General features: G+C 31.2%; 10 protein-coding genes. 5 read left to right on the top strand and 5 right to left on the bottom strand.

All coding sequences use genetic code 11. The annotated features are described in order from the left end of the window. Positions 1-364 precede the first annotated feature (364 nt). The gene (locus BN1066_RS05505) at positions 365-1,555 is read left to right on the top strand and encodes an acyltransferase (RefSeq protein ID WP_179104295.1); all 1,191 of its coding nucleotides are present in this window, start codon (positions 365-367) and stop codon (positions 1,553-1,555) included. 1,054 nt (positions 1,556-2,609) lie between these two features. Here the strand turns inward: BN1066_RS05505 and csaB are convergent. The 5 genes from csaB to tagD form a co-directional block, all read right to left on the bottom strand. Further along, positions 2,610-3,698: a polysaccharide pyruvyl transferase CsaB gene (gene csaB, locus BN1066_RS05500; protein ID WP_077318452.1), complete on the bottom strand. Its 1,089-nt coding sequence runs from the start codon at positions 3,696-3,698 to the stop codon at positions 2,610-2,612. Next, positions 3,698-7,144, bottom strand: a complete 3,447-nt coding sequence (locus BN1066_RS05495) for a DUF5693 family protein (RefSeq protein ID WP_077318451.1) — start codon at positions 7,142-7,144, stop codon at positions 3,698-3,700. The genes csaB and BN1066_RS05495 overlap by 1 nt, the downstream gene beginning before the upstream one ends. Further along, entirely contained in the window at positions 7,141-7,875 is a 735-nt protein-coding gene (locus BN1066_RS05490; RefSeq protein WP_077318450.1) for a WecB/TagA/CpsF family glycosyltransferase, read from the bottom strand. The genes BN1066_RS05495 and BN1066_RS05490 overlap by 4 nt, the downstream gene beginning before the upstream one ends. Before the next feature lie 1,238 nt (positions 7,876-9,113). Beyond that, complete coding sequence (locus BN1066_RS05485) at positions 9,114-10,199, bottom strand: CDP-glycerol glycerophosphotransferase family protein (RefSeq protein WP_245799708.1); 1,086 nt, start codon at positions 10,197-10,199, stop codon at positions 9,114-9,116. Between the two features lie 88 nt (positions 10,200-10,287). After that, entirely contained in the window at positions 10,288-10,686 is a 399-nt protein-coding gene (tagD, locus tag BN1066_RS05480; RefSeq protein WP_077318448.1) for a glycerol-3-phosphate cytidylyltransferase, read from the bottom strand. A gap of 612 nt (positions 10,687-11,298) precedes the next feature. Between tagD and BN1066_RS05475 the strand changes: the two genes are divergently transcribed. From BN1066_RS05475 to BN1066_RS05460, 4 genes are all read left to right on the top strand, one after another. Next, the gene (locus BN1066_RS05475; protein ID WP_077318447.1) at positions 11,299-13,548 is read left to right on the top strand and encodes an SH3 domain-containing protein; all 2,250 of its coding nucleotides are present in this window, start codon (positions 11,299-11,301) and stop codon (positions 13,546-13,548) included. 480 nt (positions 13,549-14,028) lie between these two features. After that, the gene (locus BN1066_RS05470) at positions 14,029-15,528 is read left to right on the top strand and encodes a glycosyltransferase (protein ID WP_179104294.1); all 1,500 of its coding nucleotides are present in this window, start codon (positions 14,029-14,031) and stop codon (positions 15,526-15,528) included. Positions 15,529-16,532: 1,004 nt separating this feature from the next. After that, entirely contained in the window at positions 16,533-18,665 is a 2,133-nt protein-coding gene (locus BN1066_RS20995) for a CDP-glycerol glycerophosphotransferase family protein (protein WP_077318445.1), read from the top strand. Positions 18,666-18,798: 133 nt separating this feature from the next. Beyond that, complete coding sequence (locus BN1066_RS05460; RefSeq protein WP_077318444.1) at positions 18,799-19,623, top strand: ABC transporter permease; 825 nt, start codon at positions 18,799-18,801, stop codon at positions 19,621-19,623. The last annotated feature ends 7 nt before the right edge of the window (positions 19,624-19,630 follow it).

Below are 19,630 nucleotides of genomic sequence, written 5' to 3'. Positions count from 1 at the left end.
TTTAAGGTGACATATGATTCTACTTCTGAGTCATTGAGAATACGCAAAAGTCTAAGTAGGAGGTAACGATACGTAAATACCTAATTTGTTTGGAGCGGCAGAACAAGGAAAGCTACGACAGCGATACACCGCACGCAGAAAAAGCGTATTTCTTTTTCAAGGACAAGGAAAGCTACGACAGCGATACACCGCGGTTTTTCAAGGATAAGGAAAGCTACTTGAATTGCCATCGTGGTTTTCAAGGATGCCGAAATTTTAGCTTTTGTTCTACTTTAATCAACAGGAGATAAAGCACACTGCATAAAGTTTTATTTTACAGTCGGCAATCCTGTATATGTAAATTATATTAGTTTGGGTGATATTTGTGAATACAGTAAAAAGGCCATCATTAGATGAAATACAGCTTGCTAGAGCATTTGCCATTTTAGCAGTGGTGGTAGTTCATGCCTCATCAAGCGGAGTAACAAATATTCCTACAGATTCAGTGCTATTTCCAATATATAACTTTTTTAATATAGCTGGTAAATTAGGAACACCAACATTTATTATGTTAAGCAGTTTTGTATTGTTTTACAATTATTACCCTAGAAAATGGAGTATGGGATTAATGAAGCGGTTTTATATGAAGAGGCTGAAGTTCATTTTAATTCCATATTTTATTTTTTCTTTCATCTATTTTATCGTAAAAATGTATGTATATTATGATTATTCTAGTATCTCCTATGCAGTTAGTAGGTTTTTTACTTTATTAGCTTTAGGAAAGGCGCATACACACTTATACTTTGTCTTTATCAGTGTTCAACTTTATTTGTTATTTCCACTGTTTTTAATCCTGTTTAAAAAATCTTTATTTCTAAGAAAGCATGCTATCTGGATTGGGTTATTATTACAATGGGCATGGGTCATATTAAATAAAAGTTATTTTCATATTCCATGGAAAAATTCTGTTTCACTTTCTTACCTTTCTTTTTATTTTATTGGGGCTTATCTTGGTATATATTATAATGAAATTAAACTTAAATTAAGAAAATCTACCTTCAGAGATCGTATCTTAATAGTGATAGGTACTGGATACGGTGGATTATTAATTCTCTATACCAGTTATATGTATGCTGTGCGCACGAATATATTTTCTTCTGTTTCAAATAACATTCCAACAATGGTAAGTAATTATCTTGGAGAGTTCGCCTGGGCGACTCACGCGTTATTTGCTGGATTGTTACTGTTTTATTTAGCACATATAGCAAATAAAACATTTAGTTTAAAAACTAAATTAATTTTTATGGAGATTGGTGCAACTTCATTTGGAATCTATTTAGTACACCCATTATTTCTAATGATTTTTAGAGGATTAATTAGTTCGGGAGCTCCGATAATCTATCACAGTTGGCAATTGGTTACTTTCGTGCTTGTAAGCTTACTTAGCTGGTTAACCGTTAGGCTTGTATATAAGTTTATACCATTCTATTGGTCTATCTTTGGAAAAATGGATCCGTTTCATTTGAGTTTAAATCGTGCTAAGAAAGAAAATATCTTGTTAAGAGATATTAAATAAAATGCGAACAAAGCTTCAAGTTTTGTTCGCATTTTATTTATGTCTTTAATCAGAGGAGTTTGGTTGGCATGCAATACAAAAATACGGACTGTTTTACGGTCTATATTCTCAATAAGGATATTTTAAAAGAATAGGAGATGAAAATTCCAAATAACGTGAATAATTTGGAACACTAATTATGTAAAAATTTGTTCATGTCTGTAAATCTAAATCCGTTTCGTCTAGCAGGCGGCAGCAGCTAGCAAACTTCGAACTTTTTCCTTCGATAAGTTAACCTCAGTTCGGTTGGAATCCAAAGGAAGGGATTGGGACATAAGCAAATACTAAATAGCAAAAACCGAACAATTCACTTATAATTGTTCGGTTTATATGTGTTAAAAAATCCTATCCTCGCTACGTCAACATATTTCGCTTTCCGAAGAAGCTGAGGCTTGAACTATTCCCTCAGGAGTCTACATATGTTGGCTACGCTAAAAACTTACTTATAGATTAGAAAAGCTTGGGCTATCGCCAATTCCTTAGCGAAAGCCGTAGTTTTGCTTATACTATAAACCATAAAATTTTATACTTTCCTATAGTACAAGGACGATTTATGGTTCGTCTTTTAATAAGCTGTTTTAGTTTTATCCAAGTCTCTTCCTTTATCCCGGATGTAAGGATCCGTATTTTTCTCCATTCAAAAATGAGCGAATGATGTTGCAAGCAAGCTGAGAAAAACGGATCCTAAATCCCCGATTGGTACATCTAACATTTCTTGGGGAAAAGCGTTCCAAGAAATGAAGTTTCACTTTATCCCGGATGTAAGGATTCGTATTTTTTTCCATTCAAAGATGAGCGAATGATGTTGCGAACAAGCTGAGAAAACCGGATCCTAAATCCCCGATTGGTTTAACTAACATTCAAGGAGAAAAACACTCCTATGAAGTTTCACTTTATCCCGTTAGAAGATCTTGAGTTTGTACATGTACATTGCTAACTGAGCACTTGGCTTTTGTTCTTGCTGAAAAACAAAAGCCAGTATTCTAATACGCTCTGGTTAAGAAAGCCTTCGTTATTAATATGCCTTTTTTGAAAAAACACTTAATGCTAGCTCTGGTGTCTTACGAGCCAGATGTTGTAAAATCTGGACTTTTTCTTTAAGTATGTCAGTGTTTCGCTCATAATTGGATAGCATATTTTTTACTTGTTGATATAATGTTTGACCATTCCAGTTATCTGACTCTACATTTCCACCTATTGGTTGCTCACATAGCGAAGCAAAAGCATCTATTTTTGGATCATAAGATATTGCTACAAAAGGAGTATAGTTTATTGCTGCGAAAATTAATGAATGTAGACGTAGCCCAATTAAGAGTTTAGAATCCCCAATCAGTGAAATTTTAGATTGTAAAGGCGTGTCAGCAGGTGATATATAGCTTTTTTCTTGCATTATTTTAGCAATCTCCTGCGATTTTATTTTATCATGTTTGCCATGCATCGGTACAAAAACAATTCCATAACCATCTTTAACAAGTAGATCTAGACAATGAGCAAGCTTTTCGTTAAATGGATATTTAGTATGCCAATTACGCACACTTACAGTAATAAATTCTTCTTGGTTAAGTTCATTGATTGGTTGCCAATTATGTTTATAATCATGCGGATTTAACCCTAAAACAGGATCAGGTACAATTTTTGCCGGCTGTTTAATTCCGATATCCTTTAATAAATGTTGGGAGGCTTCATCACGAACGGTAATTTGGTCAACTTTATTTAGAGTTGCTTTAACTAGCAACTCACTTAAGAATCCATTTATTGGTCCCATTCCCTGAGCGTAAATAAAAACAGGTTTATTTAAAAGTTTTGCTAGCTTTATAATTCCTAAATAATAAGGAATTGTAAAGTGCCCTGTTTTGTCTTGTAATAAGCTCCCTCCACCACTAATTAATCCATCAGACTTTTTAAGCGCTTGGATAATTTTATTTATGTTATTACGACTAACGGACTTAACATCATAAATTTCTGATGTTTTTTTAGGATGATGCGATAAAACAGTGAGTTCTATATCCGGCTGTAATTTTCTTAATGCCTGAATAATCGAAAATAGTATTGCTTCATCTCCAACATTGTCAAACCCATAATATCCAGAAAGTACGATATGCATTATGCCCACCTCTTGCTAATCCATTTTTCAACTACAGGTGCACATTTTTTATATAAGAATATAAATAGCAGCCCAATAACATAACCAATTATTATACTATAAGCTGACCTTAATAATGAAATATGCAAAGGAATATGAATATGCGTAAAAGTATTCATAATTGATAAAAATCCAATTACACCAGGTATTAATAGTAACTTTCCTAATAGGCTTTTGAAGTTAATTACATAAATAGCTAGCAGATAAAGTGGAAAACCTATTAAAAATTCCTTCGTTCTTGGTCGGACATATAATAATTCTTCTAACGAGCTTCTAACCATTAGCTCAATGCTGCTTACTGCAGCATTATTACCTGTACGAGTAATATAATATAATCCAACTATGCCAATTAGAGATAATAAGGCAAGATGCCAGTATTTCACAGATTGGTTTAAAAGCTTCAAACCTTCTCTCCAAAGCAAATATACGCTTATGAAAACAATCGGGACTATATATACTAATTTAACCCCTCTAAATATTTCAAATCCCGTAATAAATTCGTTTCCATTTAATAATCCGATGACAATTAATATCCCTACAAAGGTAATACTGAGAGCTTTTAAATATTGTAACGATATATAGCGTATGGTAGTTCTCTGCAACGTCATTGTAGACAATATACTAAAAATTGGCGCTACTATACCTATGATTAGTGCAAATCCTTGCAGTAATAATAATTTTTGGCTAACTAGATATAAAATAGCTAAACAGGTCATAAATATACTAGCAGCAATAACAAGCATTCTACTTCTAAGTGTTGATACTTCTAATCCAGTGAAGAGGATACCTGAAATTAAAATAACAATTTGGGTCCATTTTGGTATATTTATTTCCTTAAAAGTTGATGGAGAACCACTATGGTAATTTGGCGATAATTTTGTATGGACATTTTTAATAAAATGTTTAGCACTTTCTATACTCGCAATAGCATCACCATCTTCAAAACGAAAGAAAATAGAACGTATTTTTCTTTCTTTTACTGCTCTTGCAGCTTGGTCGATGTTTTGTTCCATTGTTTTATTGTTCAAATTAATACTATGGAGCCTAATCATATCATAATTGGTTTGGCGAGCAACGGTCTGTATTCCTCTTTGAAGACTAAATTCGATAGCATAAAAATGATACCCTACTTTAGATAATTGGTTTGTCCATTTTTTTAAGTTATTAATATTCGGGTAACCGATAACTTCTTGGCCCGAAAATAAAATGTTAGCATTATATTTATTTTTTACATTAATAAGTTGATTTATTACTATTTGGTTTAATGGTTTCGTTGAATTTTCAATTCTAAAAATGGGATTTAAGTCATATTCATGTACTTTATCAATGATTTTTTGATTATATGCAAAGTTATGCGATAAAATATCTTCTTCTTTTTTTAAAAAGTAGAAGTTTTGATTTTTTATCGAAATTGTAGCTGGTTGTAAAAGTTTTTCGATTAAATTTTTAAAATAGGGGTCTTGCGGTGGTGTAATATAATAGCCTTGTTGCTTTACATTAATAGCGCCTTTTTGCTCGCTAAACAGTAATGCACTAGCTAGCTCCTGTTCACTAAAAATGTTAATTATACTTTGATCCTCCATCCAATTTAATGAGATTGGCGTTATGCTGACGGAGTTTAAACCAGCTTTTTTTAAAGAAGTAAGAATAGAGTCGATTGTTAATCTTTCATCTTCAATGGCCAGCTTCTCAACTTCTTCATATGGGACAACTATTTCATATGTATTATTTTCAGATTCTACGTTTATTCTCTCCATGGTCTTTGGCAAAGTGATTACTAATAATACAGTTAAGATCATCCATATCCATTTACGTTTAAACATATTTTTATTATCCTTTCCAGCTGGTTTATGAGCCATTTTAAAGATGGATTTTATTGTTTCTTTTATAATTGAACTATCAACGACCTTGAATATAAGTAATTGCAATGTATATAATCCAGCCCCGGCTAAAATTGCAAAGATTAGATATAGTAAAGCTTGCAGGCGTGACCAGTTTTCTATATTTATATATAGAAATGGTAATGCTATAACCAGTCCCATTATAATTGAAGAGCAGATTATTTTTACTACGGTTAATTTCATGAAAGAAAAAGGTTGATTTTTATAAATAAAAAAGGAGTTTATTAAAAATAAGCATAAGTAAACAATTAAAGTTGATAGAGCGGCACCGGTTAAGCCAAAAAGCTGAATGAAATAAATATTTGCTATGGATTTTATTAGTACACCAAATATAATAATGGTGGCTGCTAATTTAGCTAAGTTCATTCCTTGCAAAATTCCTGTACTTAAAATAGTTAAGGAAGTAAATACAGAGCTGAAACCAATAATAGCTAACACCCAGCTTCCTTGTAAGTCCGTAAACAAAGCAATATTTATAGGGAGTGTCAAACTAAAAAGTCCCAATGCTGCTGGCCATGAAATAATATGTGTTACTCGTTGAGTTTTCTCAATAATGTTTTGAGCGCCGTCCCGATCCCCTTGTGCTACCTTTTTTGTTAATAAAGGTATTAGTGGTAATACAATGGATGTTGAAAAGACGGTTGCTATTTGAACGATTGAGAGGCCTCGTCCATAAATTCCATATAAATAGTTAATATTTTTTTCACTTACTCCTATACTCCGTAATCCATAGGGGATAGTGAACGAATCAATAAAATTTATTAAAGCCATCGTTATAGCACCAATAGCAATAGGAATGGAAAGCTTTAGTATTTTTTTACTCCATTTTGAAAATAACAGAAGAGTGTATTTTCTATTAGAAGAATGGTTTAAGTTAAAACGTTTATATCTGATCTTTAAATAAAAAAGGGAAATAAACGCACCTGCAACGGAACCAGTCATAATCCATCCACCTATAGTTTCATCCGAAGCCTCTTTTTGCACGAAGTAAAATGCTGTAATAAGAATTAATCCTACTCGTACCAACTGTTCAATAACCTGTGAAATTGCTGTTGGCCTCATATCCCCAAATCCTTGGAAGTATCCTCTATAAACAGCCATGTACGGTGCTATTAGTAACGTTGCAGTTACGACTAGTAAAGCTGGCTTAATAGAAGTACCTCCTAATGCATTAGAAATCGGAGTCGAAAAGATATAAATAAGGATAAAACTGCTGATTCCAAAAAGTAAAGCAAGTATACTTGCTGTCATGTAGATTTCTTTAATATATGTAAAGTTATTTTTTGCTCTTGCATCGGCAATTAGTTTTGAAATTGCGATTGGTATTCCTGCCACAGAAAGGGTAAGAGAAACCATGTAGACTGGATAAACAAGACTAAAAATACCTAATACCGTATCACCAGCTATATTTTGTAAAGGTATTCGAAAAATACTGCCTAGAGCCTTTGAAATGAATGTAGCAATCGTTAGTAAAATTGTGCTCTTTACAAAGGCTGATTTACTCATGAAGTTTTCCCCTTTAGTTTCTGTTTAAAAATTTTAATAGCAAATTGCGGTAGAACAAGCATCCGTTTCCATCGACTAGGTTGCTTAATTAGGCGATAAAGCCATTCTAAGTTTAATTTTTGAAATAATACAGGTGCACGCTTCACTGTTCCGGAGATTACATCAAAAGAACCGCCAACTCCTATGAAAATTCCATGTTTAAAATAAGAAATATTGTTAGCAATCCATTTTTCCTGTTTTGGAGAACCTAATGCAACAAAAGTTATATCTGGCTGTAATTGCATGATTCGTTCGGATATATCATTGTCCTCCCAATTAAAGTAGCCATCTTGGGAACCAACTATTTTAATATTCGGATAATCCGTATTTATCTTTTCAATTGCTTTTTTTAATGTTTTCTGTTTCGCACCAATTAGAAAAATTTTATACGAATTTTTGTTGGCAATTTTTAGTAATTGGATCATTGTATCGTAACCTGTAACTCGTTCTGGTAGAGGTTGTTTTAATATTTTAGCCGCTTTAACAATTCCTATTCCATCAGCAACGACAAAAGTAGCCAGTTGAATATGTTGCATTAGTTCCCTGCTTTTATTAGCTCTCATTACAATTTCAGGATTAGCCGTAATAACAAAAGTTTTTTGCTTTTTCTCAATACGTTCTTGCAATAACAAAACGAAAGATCGTTGATTAGTATTTAAAAAAGGTACATTCATAATGGTTACAAATTTCATATTTATTAAACTCCTTTATGCTTAAGCAAAAGTTGGCTCAAATTCAGTCTAAATATTATCTTATGCATGATGAAGCCATCCATACATATATTAAAACGCAGTGATTTTGAACTTGTGTTTAATTGTAATTTATTTATCCCCGTATCTAAGAGGCAACAAGACCCCCGTTATCAAAGGTTGTAGATAATACAAAGAAGTCTGAATGGGAGATAACAGAACCTAAAAGCCTGATTTGTTCGGGTGCCAGGTCAAGAAAAAATCACGGCAGCGATACTTCACGATTTTTAAAGGATAAGGAATGCTTCTTGAATGAACGTCGCGATTTTTCAAGGACATGGAAAGCTACGATAGCAATACATTGCTGTTTTCCAAGGATGTTGATCGTAAAAGCGTTTGTAACAAGATGTCACGATCTTAGCCTTTATTATGCTCCTATCAGTAGGGGAGAAAGAAAGCCCCCCTAATGAATGAAGATTCACTTATTAGTTTAACTTCTAAGCAGTCGAATTAAGATAATTTTGATTTGTAATCTCCGTTTAATTTTTAATCAGTAATAATTGATCTGTATTAAATATACAATAAGAATCTAAAACCTTTATTACCTCAAACTTTTGGTATAAGTAAAGTGCATTTGAACACATGCTTCTTGTTGTCTTCTAATAGTATGTATTTAGGTGCATTTAATGTTTTTTAAGTGGCTAAAGCTATTAAATCTTATTGTATCTTATTTGTCTTTTGCTTTCTATGAGTAGATAACTCAATTAAAATGATTTACTTTTGCACCTAATAGAGCTATCCATTCGAAAATATGATACAGCTTTCAAACCATATAACAAGAGCATCATTTGCTGTTCTACAGTAAGAAGTCGGGTATTAATAATTCTTGCTTCTTCTTTTGCCGTTATTGCTAATGATCATGGGTATCTGAATTACCCGCAATACTCTTCATTTATCCATGAGGTTGCTGTTTTGAGTAGTGCCCTTGTTCTAACTAATACGTACATAATCTATTAAAGAATATTATTTGTTTAAACAAAACAATAGTAGTATATTTTAGAAAGAATTTCAGTAAAGTTTACAGATAATTTACATTTTTTACGAAAACTTAACAGTAGAAGGGGGGGTTATATGGTATTCTATTAATGAACTTAAATAAAAGCGGGGATAAAAATTGCACATACATGTAACTGCCTTTCATCTTTTTAAACATTAAAAAAGCACCCTGATTAACGAAGGTGCTAGATAATAACTTTTTCTTTCTTTGTTTCTTCTGTACGTGTAATGTATTTTGCTAAGTGAATACTAGAATTTCCTTTTGAATATTCATTCCATGTATTTGCAAATTCTTGAATTCTTTTATAATCGAACTTATTGTTTTTAATTGCCAAGATAATAGCTTCTGTTGAAAATACTACGGGACCAGGGACTTGATGTTCATAATCGCTAATTAGCCCACTTTTAATTCTGTATTCTTCCATATCATACGCGAAAAAGACCATTGGCTTTTGCAGCAATGCAAATTCAAATGGGATGGAAGAATAATCTGTGATTAATAGATCTACAATCAGCAAGAGCTGATTCGTATCATAGAAATCCGATACATCATATACAAAGCCTTCATATTGTTCACTAATTTTATAGGTTATTGCAGGATGTGGTTTTATAAAAAGAACATATTCATCTGAAAGTTCACGATACAATTTATCTATATTTAATTGCGATTGGTAATTGGACAGTTGATTACTGCGAAATGTAGGTGCGTATAATATAATTTTCTTATCTTTAATGCTTGGATGTTTTTCTACCATTTCATTGTAAACATGTTCCTTCATTGAATAATCAAATAAAACATCAGACCGCGGTATTCCAGTTCGAAGGATGCGGTTATCAGTCAGACCAAAGCTTTCTTTAAAAGTCTTAGCCATCATTTCGGAACCTACTACAGTATAATCAAATTTACTGTATACTTGTTTAAAACGTTTAATTGCTTTTTGGGATCTAACCTTATTACTAGGATCCAATAAGCCAAATTGCTTTATGGCTCCACCTGCATGCCATAGTTGAATACATGTCACATCTTGTCTAAAATTGCTAGCAGCCAAAAAACCGTAATACGTATCTACTAAAATTGTAGTAGCTGTTGCAAGATGATAGATCGATTGAATATAGGCAATTGGATGACGTAAAGTAAAAGGAATGACGGTTGTATTTAGTCCGTTAAAGCGATATTTACATGAAGCCGTTTTTAGTATAACCATTTCTTCATTGGATAATTTCGTCATTGCTTCCATTGTATAGAAAATATTATCTCCAAAAGTAGCCACACCAACAGTCTTTCTTTTCAGTGGAAATATCTTAAAGAAATTAAAGAGTATACGGAAAACAAATAAGTATACGCTTATAATAATTTCTTTAGCCATTTTTCGCCATGTTCAAATCAGTTTTAATTTTAGTTGTTGAGATTCCGACTGTTCTTGGTAAATAAATGACTTCACAGTACTCCTTTAAAAAGTCAAATTTACCTGTCCAGTCATCCCCCATAACAAATACATCAATATCGTGTTTTTTAACATCTTCTATTTTTTGTTCCCACGTATACTCCGGGATAACCTCATCTACATAGCGAATGGCTTCTAAGATAGCCTTTCTTTGTTCAAAAGTGTAGTATGCTTTCTTTCCTTTTAGAGCATTAAACTCATCTGCTGAAATGGCAACCACCAAGTAGTCCCCATACTCCTTTGCGCGACGTAGTAAATTTATATGACCTATATGCAGTAAATCAAAAGTTCCGTAAGTAATTACTTTCTTCATTTTAAAACCTCCATATCATAAACATGATAAATATATTATACTATAATTAATTTACTTTGTATTTACAATTAGTTAACAATAGCTTAATAAGCAAGACCTTTAAAATTAAGCGAACCGTAGTTAAGTATTCGTTCGTTTTGACTGTTTAGTTTGAAAAATATGACAATATTTTTTTAAAAATAAACTTTACAATTAACTCTATCAAAAATATTGAAACAAATCAAAGTAAAATGTGAATAAAATGTTAAATATCTATGAAATTTGTAGAATAAAATAAAACAATATTTCGTAGAATTTAATGTTTTTGATACTTTCTACATTTGTATGCTTTAAGAAAGCTAAAGCTTCTTAAATGGAACGAAAGTTGATAGTATGTAACTTCAGATGGACTGTGCAAAACAGATCTTTTCTATCGTAGGAAAAGAAGGATATAATCATATTTCAAAAAAGTGAATGGCGCCAAAGTTCAGTCAATAATTTCAAAATACTAAAAGTCTGAACTTATATAAAAAAAAATATGTTATTATATAATTGTTTAGTTTGCTCTTAATAAGTTATTAGACTAACCGATATAAGATGTAAACCCGAGCAAATAATATAGGGGGGAGTAGAATGAGGAAACTATCGGTTTTATTAATTGTTGCACTCATATTGTGGAGCTTTATTAGTCCACAACATTTTGCGGGCGCAACCAGTGAAGTAGAGGTTCAAGACTCTTCACAAGTACCAGATAAACAGGAGGTGAATATACAATCAGATGATAAGGCTAATGAGGATACCTTAATCGAAAGTGAAGATGCAAAAAAAGATGAAATTGATAGTGTAGAAGAAAGCGTAAGAGAAAGTAAAAGTCAAGCAGAAGAAATACATGAAGAAAATGAAGTAACTGTTAATAAAGAAGAGTTACAAAATGGAAAAACTATTGACAAGGAAGAACCGCAAAAAAATAATATTGAAACAGAGTCTGTTTCTAACAAATTGAATTTGTCGTTAGTAAATAAAAGTAAAACTAGTAGATTAGGGCATATTAGACATGAAAATGTAAAAATTTATCCAAATGCTGATAATGCTGAAGCCTTTAGAGCTGGTAGTACATATACCAATGCTGTATACTACATTAAGTTGCAGGCAAAAGTAAACAATGAAATCTATTACTTAATTAGTAAACAACCAAGTTCTATAAAAGGCGTTGTAGGTTGGGTAAAGGCATCCGACCTTTCCACTCACAATCATACCGGAGTAGATAGGAAAGCAAAGACGCTTTATTTTAAAGGAACCGGAAGTGCGTACGACACAGCATGGGGAGGCAGTAAAAATCTAGTATATAAAGATATGTCACCATATGCGGGTATGCAATTTAAAGTAGACCTAACCGAAAAAGTAGGAAACAATACCTGGTATCGCGGACAGCTTAATGGTAAGACAATTTGGTTACATTCTTCTTACCTCAGATCAGAAATTACCATAAGTAAATTAGGACATATTCGAAGCAGTAAGGTAAAAATATATAATGATAATTTTTCTTCTTCCAAGCAAGCAGGATCCACGTATACCAATGCGGTTTACTATATTAAAGCACAGACAACCTATCAGGGTAATACTTACTATTTAATTAGTAAACAGCCAAGTTCTACCAAAGGTGTAGTAGGCTGGGTAAAGGCATCCGACCTTTCCACTCACAATCATACCGGAGTAGATAGGAAAGCAAAGACGCTTTATTTTAAAGGAACCGGAAGTGCGTACGACACAGCATGGGGAGGCAGTAAAAATCTAGTATATAAAGATATGTCACCATATGCGGGTATGCAATTTAAAGTAGACTTAACCGAAAAAGTAGGAAACAATATCTGGTATCGCGGACAGCTTAATGGTAAGACAGTATGGTTGCATAAATCATTTATAGCTGCTGACAGTATATATTATTCGAGATATAATCTTACATTGGAAGAAGCAGTTAAAATGCAAATGGCATTATCAACTCCGCCGCAAACTGATAAACCATATGCTTATGTTTCAGCAAAGTATATAAATAATAAGAATGAAGTAACTGCTGATGTTTTAAATGTAAGAACAGGTCCTGCCACATCAAAAAAAGTTGTCGGTAAACTTACTCGTGGGACAAAGGTTAAGGTGTTAAGTAAAATAGGTGATTGGTATCAAATTGAATTTCAAGGTGCTGGTTGGGTAGACGCTAGTAAAAATGATGTGTTGTACTACCTTAACCCTAATAACTTTATAAATGACACGATACTTAGATTTCAGTTTTTAGATCTCTCAAAAACAAGTAATGCATCAGTTACTCTTTTAAATAATTATTTAAAAGGGAAAGGAATATTAGAAGGAAAAGGGCAAGCCTTTATAGATGCAAGTAGAACACATGGAATAAGCGATATTTATTTATTGTCACATGCTTTGTTAGAAACAGGAAACGGTCGTTCGGATTTAGCAAATGGGATTGAAGTAGGAAAGAATAAAAATGGTAATCTAGTGTTGGTTACATCAAAAAATAGGAAAGAACTAACTCAAATAAAAACAACATATAATATGTATGGATATGGGGCTGTAGATGGCGATGCTCTAAAGGGAGGCGCGTTTACAGCATATAGAGAGGGTTGGTTTACACCAGAGAAAGCGATTATTGGTGGTGCTAAATTTATAGGTAATAGCTACGTGAAATCTGGTCAAAATACTTTATATAAAATGCGTTGGAATCCTTCCGCAATGGTAGCAGGAAAACCTTCACATCAATATGCTACAGATGTCGGCTGGGCAGTGAAGCAAGTATATACGATGTACAATTTATATAAAGATTTAGGAATAATAAATGTTCGTTTAGATGTTCCTTCTTATTCTTCTAAATAGTTATCGCAGTGTTCTAATAAACTATTTGCAAAAAATTACTAAATGAACCCTGAAAAGAGCTCTGTAATTCTTTGAAAGGGTTCATTTTTTTATTACAAAATATAATAAGATTTTTTAATAAAACCTTAATAATTCTCCATTAAAAACAGCACTACAGTTGATAATTTTTAAAAATAAGAATCTCGATGCTTTAAACATTTTAAGTTAAGTGCAATAGTTAGAAATTAGTAGGAATATTTATTTCAAAATAAAATACATTCTGAAAACAGAACTATTTAATATGCTTTGAAAAAAAGTACTAAAAAAAGGAGAAGAATGGTTTATTAGAAAAAAGATATATAGTAAAATTAATTTTTAGGTATTTATGTTTTAATAGGGAAGCAGCAAGGTAATTTTATATTTCAGAAAACTAATCTTTAATTCTATTGTTTATAACTTCCTTAATTCAATAAAATCCAATTTATGAAGGAGTGAATGAAATTGAAAAAAATTACACCTGTAATAATCGTTAATTCATTGAATGTTCAACGGGGAGGAATTACAAAAGCTACAATAAAGCGTGCTAATTTTTTGGCAGAACATTACAATGAGGTTCTTATCATAACGTTTCTTTATCAACAATATCATAATCAAATAATACAGCAGCTATACAATCAAAAAATATTAAGCAAGAAAGTAAAAGTATACAACTTTTTTGAAAATATAAAACCGAATAAAAATATTAGAAAGAATAAAAAAGTTCAACAAATAGAAGAGAGGGGATTTGTAGTTCTTCCAGTAGAAAAACTACAAAAGGAACCCTCATATCGATACTATAAAGATGGTTTATATGTCAAATATAAAAGGTTTAACTCAAATGGGTCTTTAAAGTTTATTGACTATATGGACGAAAGCGGAAGGAGGAAACGGCGAGAAGAATTTAATGAACATGGTATTTTGGTTAGAACACGGCATATGGATATCTTAAATAACAAACCTAAATATGATCAATACTTTGATAATAAAGGAAAGTGTTTTTTAAGTGTGCATATAAATTCAGAGACAGGAAAAGAAGGAAGAGTGGCAACTTTCCTAAATAAAGCGAAAGAATATCCAGAGTTTTATCATTGTCAATTAGAATGGGTGAATCATATTTTAAGTGAAATTGAATATCCCGTAGTATCTAACGAACTAAGGAGGTTCTCTAAGTTACTTATTAATGTTAAACATAAGAATATCAAAAAAATAGAAGTATTTCATTCAAGTCATCTCTCTGAACCTTTCAATGATATTAACAAAATAAAACCAGGTAGTCACTATGTTTTTGAAAATGCAAAGTACTTTGATAAAATAGTATTTTTGACAAATGAACAGAAAAGTGATGTAGAAAATGTGTACGGAAAAAACAATAATTTTACAGTAATTCCACATTCGACTTATATAAATAAGGAAAAAGAGTATGCTGTCAAGCGTAATCAGAAGCTTGCAGTAACTTTAGCACGATATCATGATGTAAAAAGATTAGACGAAGCAATCAAAGCATTTAAACATGTCGTTGCAAAGATCCCGGAAGCAAAGTATTATATCTACGGATATGGTGAAATGAAAGAAAAACTTCAATCATTAATTAAGGAGCTAGGCTTAGAGGATAATATTTATTTAAAACCATTTACCAGTACACCTCAAAAATCATACAAAGAGGCAAGCTGTTCAATTTTAACTTCTCGACAAGAAGGATTTGCGATGGTTATTACAGAAAGCATGGCTGCAGGTACACCAGTTATTGCATATGCTTTTAAATATGGGCCAAAAGATATAATTTCAGATGGCGTTAATGGCTATATAGTTGAAGAAAATAATAGAGAAGAACTATCACAAAAAATAATAAGAGTAATGGAGGATAAAAATCTTAGTAAATCTTTATCTGCAAGTGCATTGAAAGTAAAGGAAACCTTTAGTGAGGAAAGGTATAGAAGAAATTGGCTTGAAATATATCAGTAGGGAAGATTACAATTAAATTAATATCTTTTAATTAAAAGTCTGTATGTTTCTTAAAGTGAACTATTCAGTTATTTATTGATGGATTATTAAAGATTCTTAGATATTGGATGAATAGAAGTATAGAAATAAAAAGTATTTCCTGGTAAATTGAAGAATAGATGTTGTTAAACAGATAATCGTCTCATAATGTTATAGCTAAGTAATTAAATTAGTCTACAAATTTTTGTTATATTACTTTGATTGGTTTATAGCTTAAGAATTAATTTTTAAGAGAAGATAGTGAACGTTTTATTTTTTGCAGTAGATCGAGATAGACCTTCCGATTTTATTTATAGGGGGTACTTTCTGTACGTACCCTTTATTGGGCTGTTTGTCCAACTTTAATTTTTTATAACCATATTACATGTAACTTATAAGTTTATAGCTTGATACTAGTATACCCCTTCATGGACACATCTTAGTTTTAAGTATTACAATCAATCTTAGGAGAAGGATGTGTCCAAATAAACATAAAAAATGGAAGGATATAAAGATGTTTTGTAAAATGGTTATTAAATTATATCACTCTAGTTATTAGTTAGAGATCTAAGTTGCGAATATGTTCTTTCGAAGTATCGATTTATAATTGGATTAAGGATTTTACTCGAGTTTGATGGTATTGATAAAAATTTACTTTCCACTAAAAGAAGTAGCTGAAATTCAGAAAAAAATCTAAAGCTAAAAGAAACTCAATATATAAATCCATTGAATTTTTCCAATACAGCTTAGGCTGGTATAATTGTAAAAGCATTCATGGTAGCATTTGGCTAAAACGACTTAAAAAATGGAAAATCTACATACTTGACTTTTTCGCGCCTGAAATATTGACGTAGATCCAATATATACCGTTTCCGGCTTTTTACTTATAAGTTTAAAAAGAGAAAAAAAGATAAGAGTTTGCTAATTAAAAAAAACCACCATATAATATTGATAGATATGCAATAGAGAGGAGCCTTATTTGTAACATGGATTTAGAGAACATAAGGGATAACCAAATTTTGGATATTACCCTTAAAAATTATACTTATGACTTTTCGGTTTCTATAAAAGATAGCTTTCTTCATGAAATAGAAGAGTGTTTTTTTATATTAGAAGAACGTTATAATAGTAATCAGTTGTCTTTAAACTATACTAAAATTCAAGAGGTACAAGAATATCAAATTTTCCGATGTGAAATTCCTTTTAATGATTATAAACAAATCTTTTTAGAAAATACTATTTGGGATTTATACCTTGTTCGAAAAAAAAACAGCGAGGACGTTTATAAAAGTAGAATAAAAAGTAATTATGATAATATTCGCTTTTTAACAATTATATATGAAAAAGAAAAGAAAATGTTTTATCCTTACACTACTAGAAACGGGAATATATCCTTTAGACTAAATGATTATTTCTTATGTTCTAAATTTGAAACAGTTGATTTAGAGAATGATAACTTTTCCTTTTCCGGGTATTTTAATTTCCCCCCATACTATAAAACAAATAAAGTACAAGTGAATGAATTAAAATTAGTAGTGGCTAATAATTTTAATGAACATGAAATTGAATTGCCTGTAAGGAGATATGAAAGAGAGGATTTAGCAAAAAATTACTATTGTAATACGAATATTTTGGATATAGGAATAAAAGGAGAAGTTAACTTAAAGAAACTCATAAATGAAATTAACCAATTAGATAACAAAGTTTATTTTAAATTTTATCTAATTATGTATTATCAGTATGAAGATCAAATGGATGTATTAAGAAGTACTAGAATACGTTTACACCATTTATCGAAATTTCCCAAAAAGAAAATTATCGAGTTTAATAATCATAAGATAAAGTTTTTAGTAAAGCCTACTAAAAAGTCGAAATATCTTTCCGTTCAAGCATCGAAATATAATTTTAAGAATGAAGTGGTTAGATCCATGAGGAAAAAGTGGATAAAAATTAGAAGAAGTAAAGAGTTAAGAAGAGTTTATAAAGCTGTTTTTTCATTATTATCTAAACTGCCGAGAAAGAAAAACACAATTATGTTTGAAAGCTTCCATGGTAAACAATTTAGTGATAGCCCTAGAGCAATTTATGAATATATGATGAATAATAAGATGAATTTTGATATGTATTGGAGTATGGATAGAAGACATACACATGTTTTTAAAGATAAAAATGTTAAAGCGGTAAGACGATTTTCTGTAAAATGGCTTCTTCTTATGGCTCGAGCTGAATTTTGGGTTTCTAATAGTCGATTACCATTGTGGATACCTAAGCCGAAGCATACGAAATATTTGCAAACATGGCATGGTACTCCTTTAAAAAGATTGGCAGCCGATATGGATGAAGTTCATATGCCGGGAACAAATACCACAAAATACAAGGAAAATTTTATAAAAGAATCGAGCAAATGGGATTTCCTTATATCCCCAAATGCATATTCAACAGAAATATTTAAAAGAGCGTTTCAGTTTGAACGAAAGATAATAGAATCTGGTTATCCACGAAACGATTTTCTAATTAATTCGAATAACCAAGAAAGCATAAATAATATAAAAAAATCTAACAACCTACCATTAGATAAAAAGATTATCTTATATGCTCCTACCTGGAGGGATAATCAATTTTATGCAAAGGGGAAATATAAGTTTAATCTACGAATGGATTTAGATCTAATGAAAGAAAAGCTAGATGAAAAATATATACTTGTATTAAGACTTCATTATTTAGTAGCTGAAAATTTAGACCTTACAGGATATGAAGATTTTGTTTATGATTTTTCAACGTATGAGGATATTCGGGAATTATATTTAATAGCTGATTTGTTAATTACCGATTATTCATCTGTGTTCTTTGATTACGCTAACTTAAAAAGACCAATGCTTTTTTATGTCTACGATATAGAAGAGTATAGGGATAATCTTCGTGGTTTCTATTTTGATTTTGAGAAAAAAGCCCCTGGACCTTTAGTAAAAACAACTGAAGAAATAATTAGGGAAGTACTGGAAATAGAAAGGCAAGGATTTAAGCCTTCCACAAATACAGAAGAATTCTATCGGAAATTTTGTTACTTAGAAGATGGCAGTGCTAGTGAACGAGTAGTAAATGAAGTATTTCTGAAATAGATATAAAAATCAGGCCTTAAGAGCACGGGTCTGATTTTTATATCTATAAATTTAATTGTATTTTATTACTTTTGCTTGTATAATTTAATAGCGTTAGAGAAAGTATATTTTATACTTGAAAGGGTTTATATAGATGAAATCTGCATTAAAGGTTATAAAAGAACAAGTAGATCATTTTTATTTAGTAAGAAGACTTTCCATGTATGAACTAAGAAGTAATAATAAGAGTAACTATTTAGGAATACTATGGGAAGTATTAAATCCGTCAATACAGATAGCTATTTATTGGTTTGTTTTTGCTACCCTTAGGTCTAGAAAGCCGATTATTATGAATGGAGAAGAAATAGAATTTTTTAGTTGGTTATTGGCAGCTTTTTTCCTTTGGACATTTTTTTACCAAGGTATAATACAAGGTTCTAAATCCATTTATACTCGATTAAAAATGCTATCAAAGATGAACTTTCCAATGAGTATTATACCAGGTTATGTTATCTTTTCTCAATTTTACATTCATTTAATCATGCTAGCTATATCTATTGTTATTTTAAATTTGAGTGGATACCTTGTATCTATTTATTATTTACAGTTAATCTACTATATAATTGCAGCCTTATCCCTGATATTTTCACTTTCATTAATTACTTCAACACTATCAACAATTATTAGGGATGTGCATATGTTATTAAACTCAGCATTAAGAATGCTTTTATACTTATCTGGTCTGTTATGGCCGTTATCGTTATTAGCCAACCAATTCCCTGATATATTTAAGATTTTGCAGTTAAATCCACTTTATTATTTGATTGAAGGTTATCGAGCTGCACTGTTTGGCACTGAATGGCATTTTATTACTCATTGGGAGTATACTTTAATTTTTTGGGGAATTGTAATTGTACTATTCCTATTTGGATCTATGTTACATGTGAAATTCCGTAGGCATTTTATTGACTACTTATAAAGGCTTG

This window comes from Virgibacillus proomii (assembly GCF_900162615.1).
GTDB lineage: Bacteria > Bacillota > Bacilli > Bacillales > Amphibacillaceae > Virgibacillus > Virgibacillus proomii.
The sequence above is the reverse complement of the archived record's forward strand: the minus strand, read 5'-3'. Positions and strand labels throughout refer to the sequence as shown.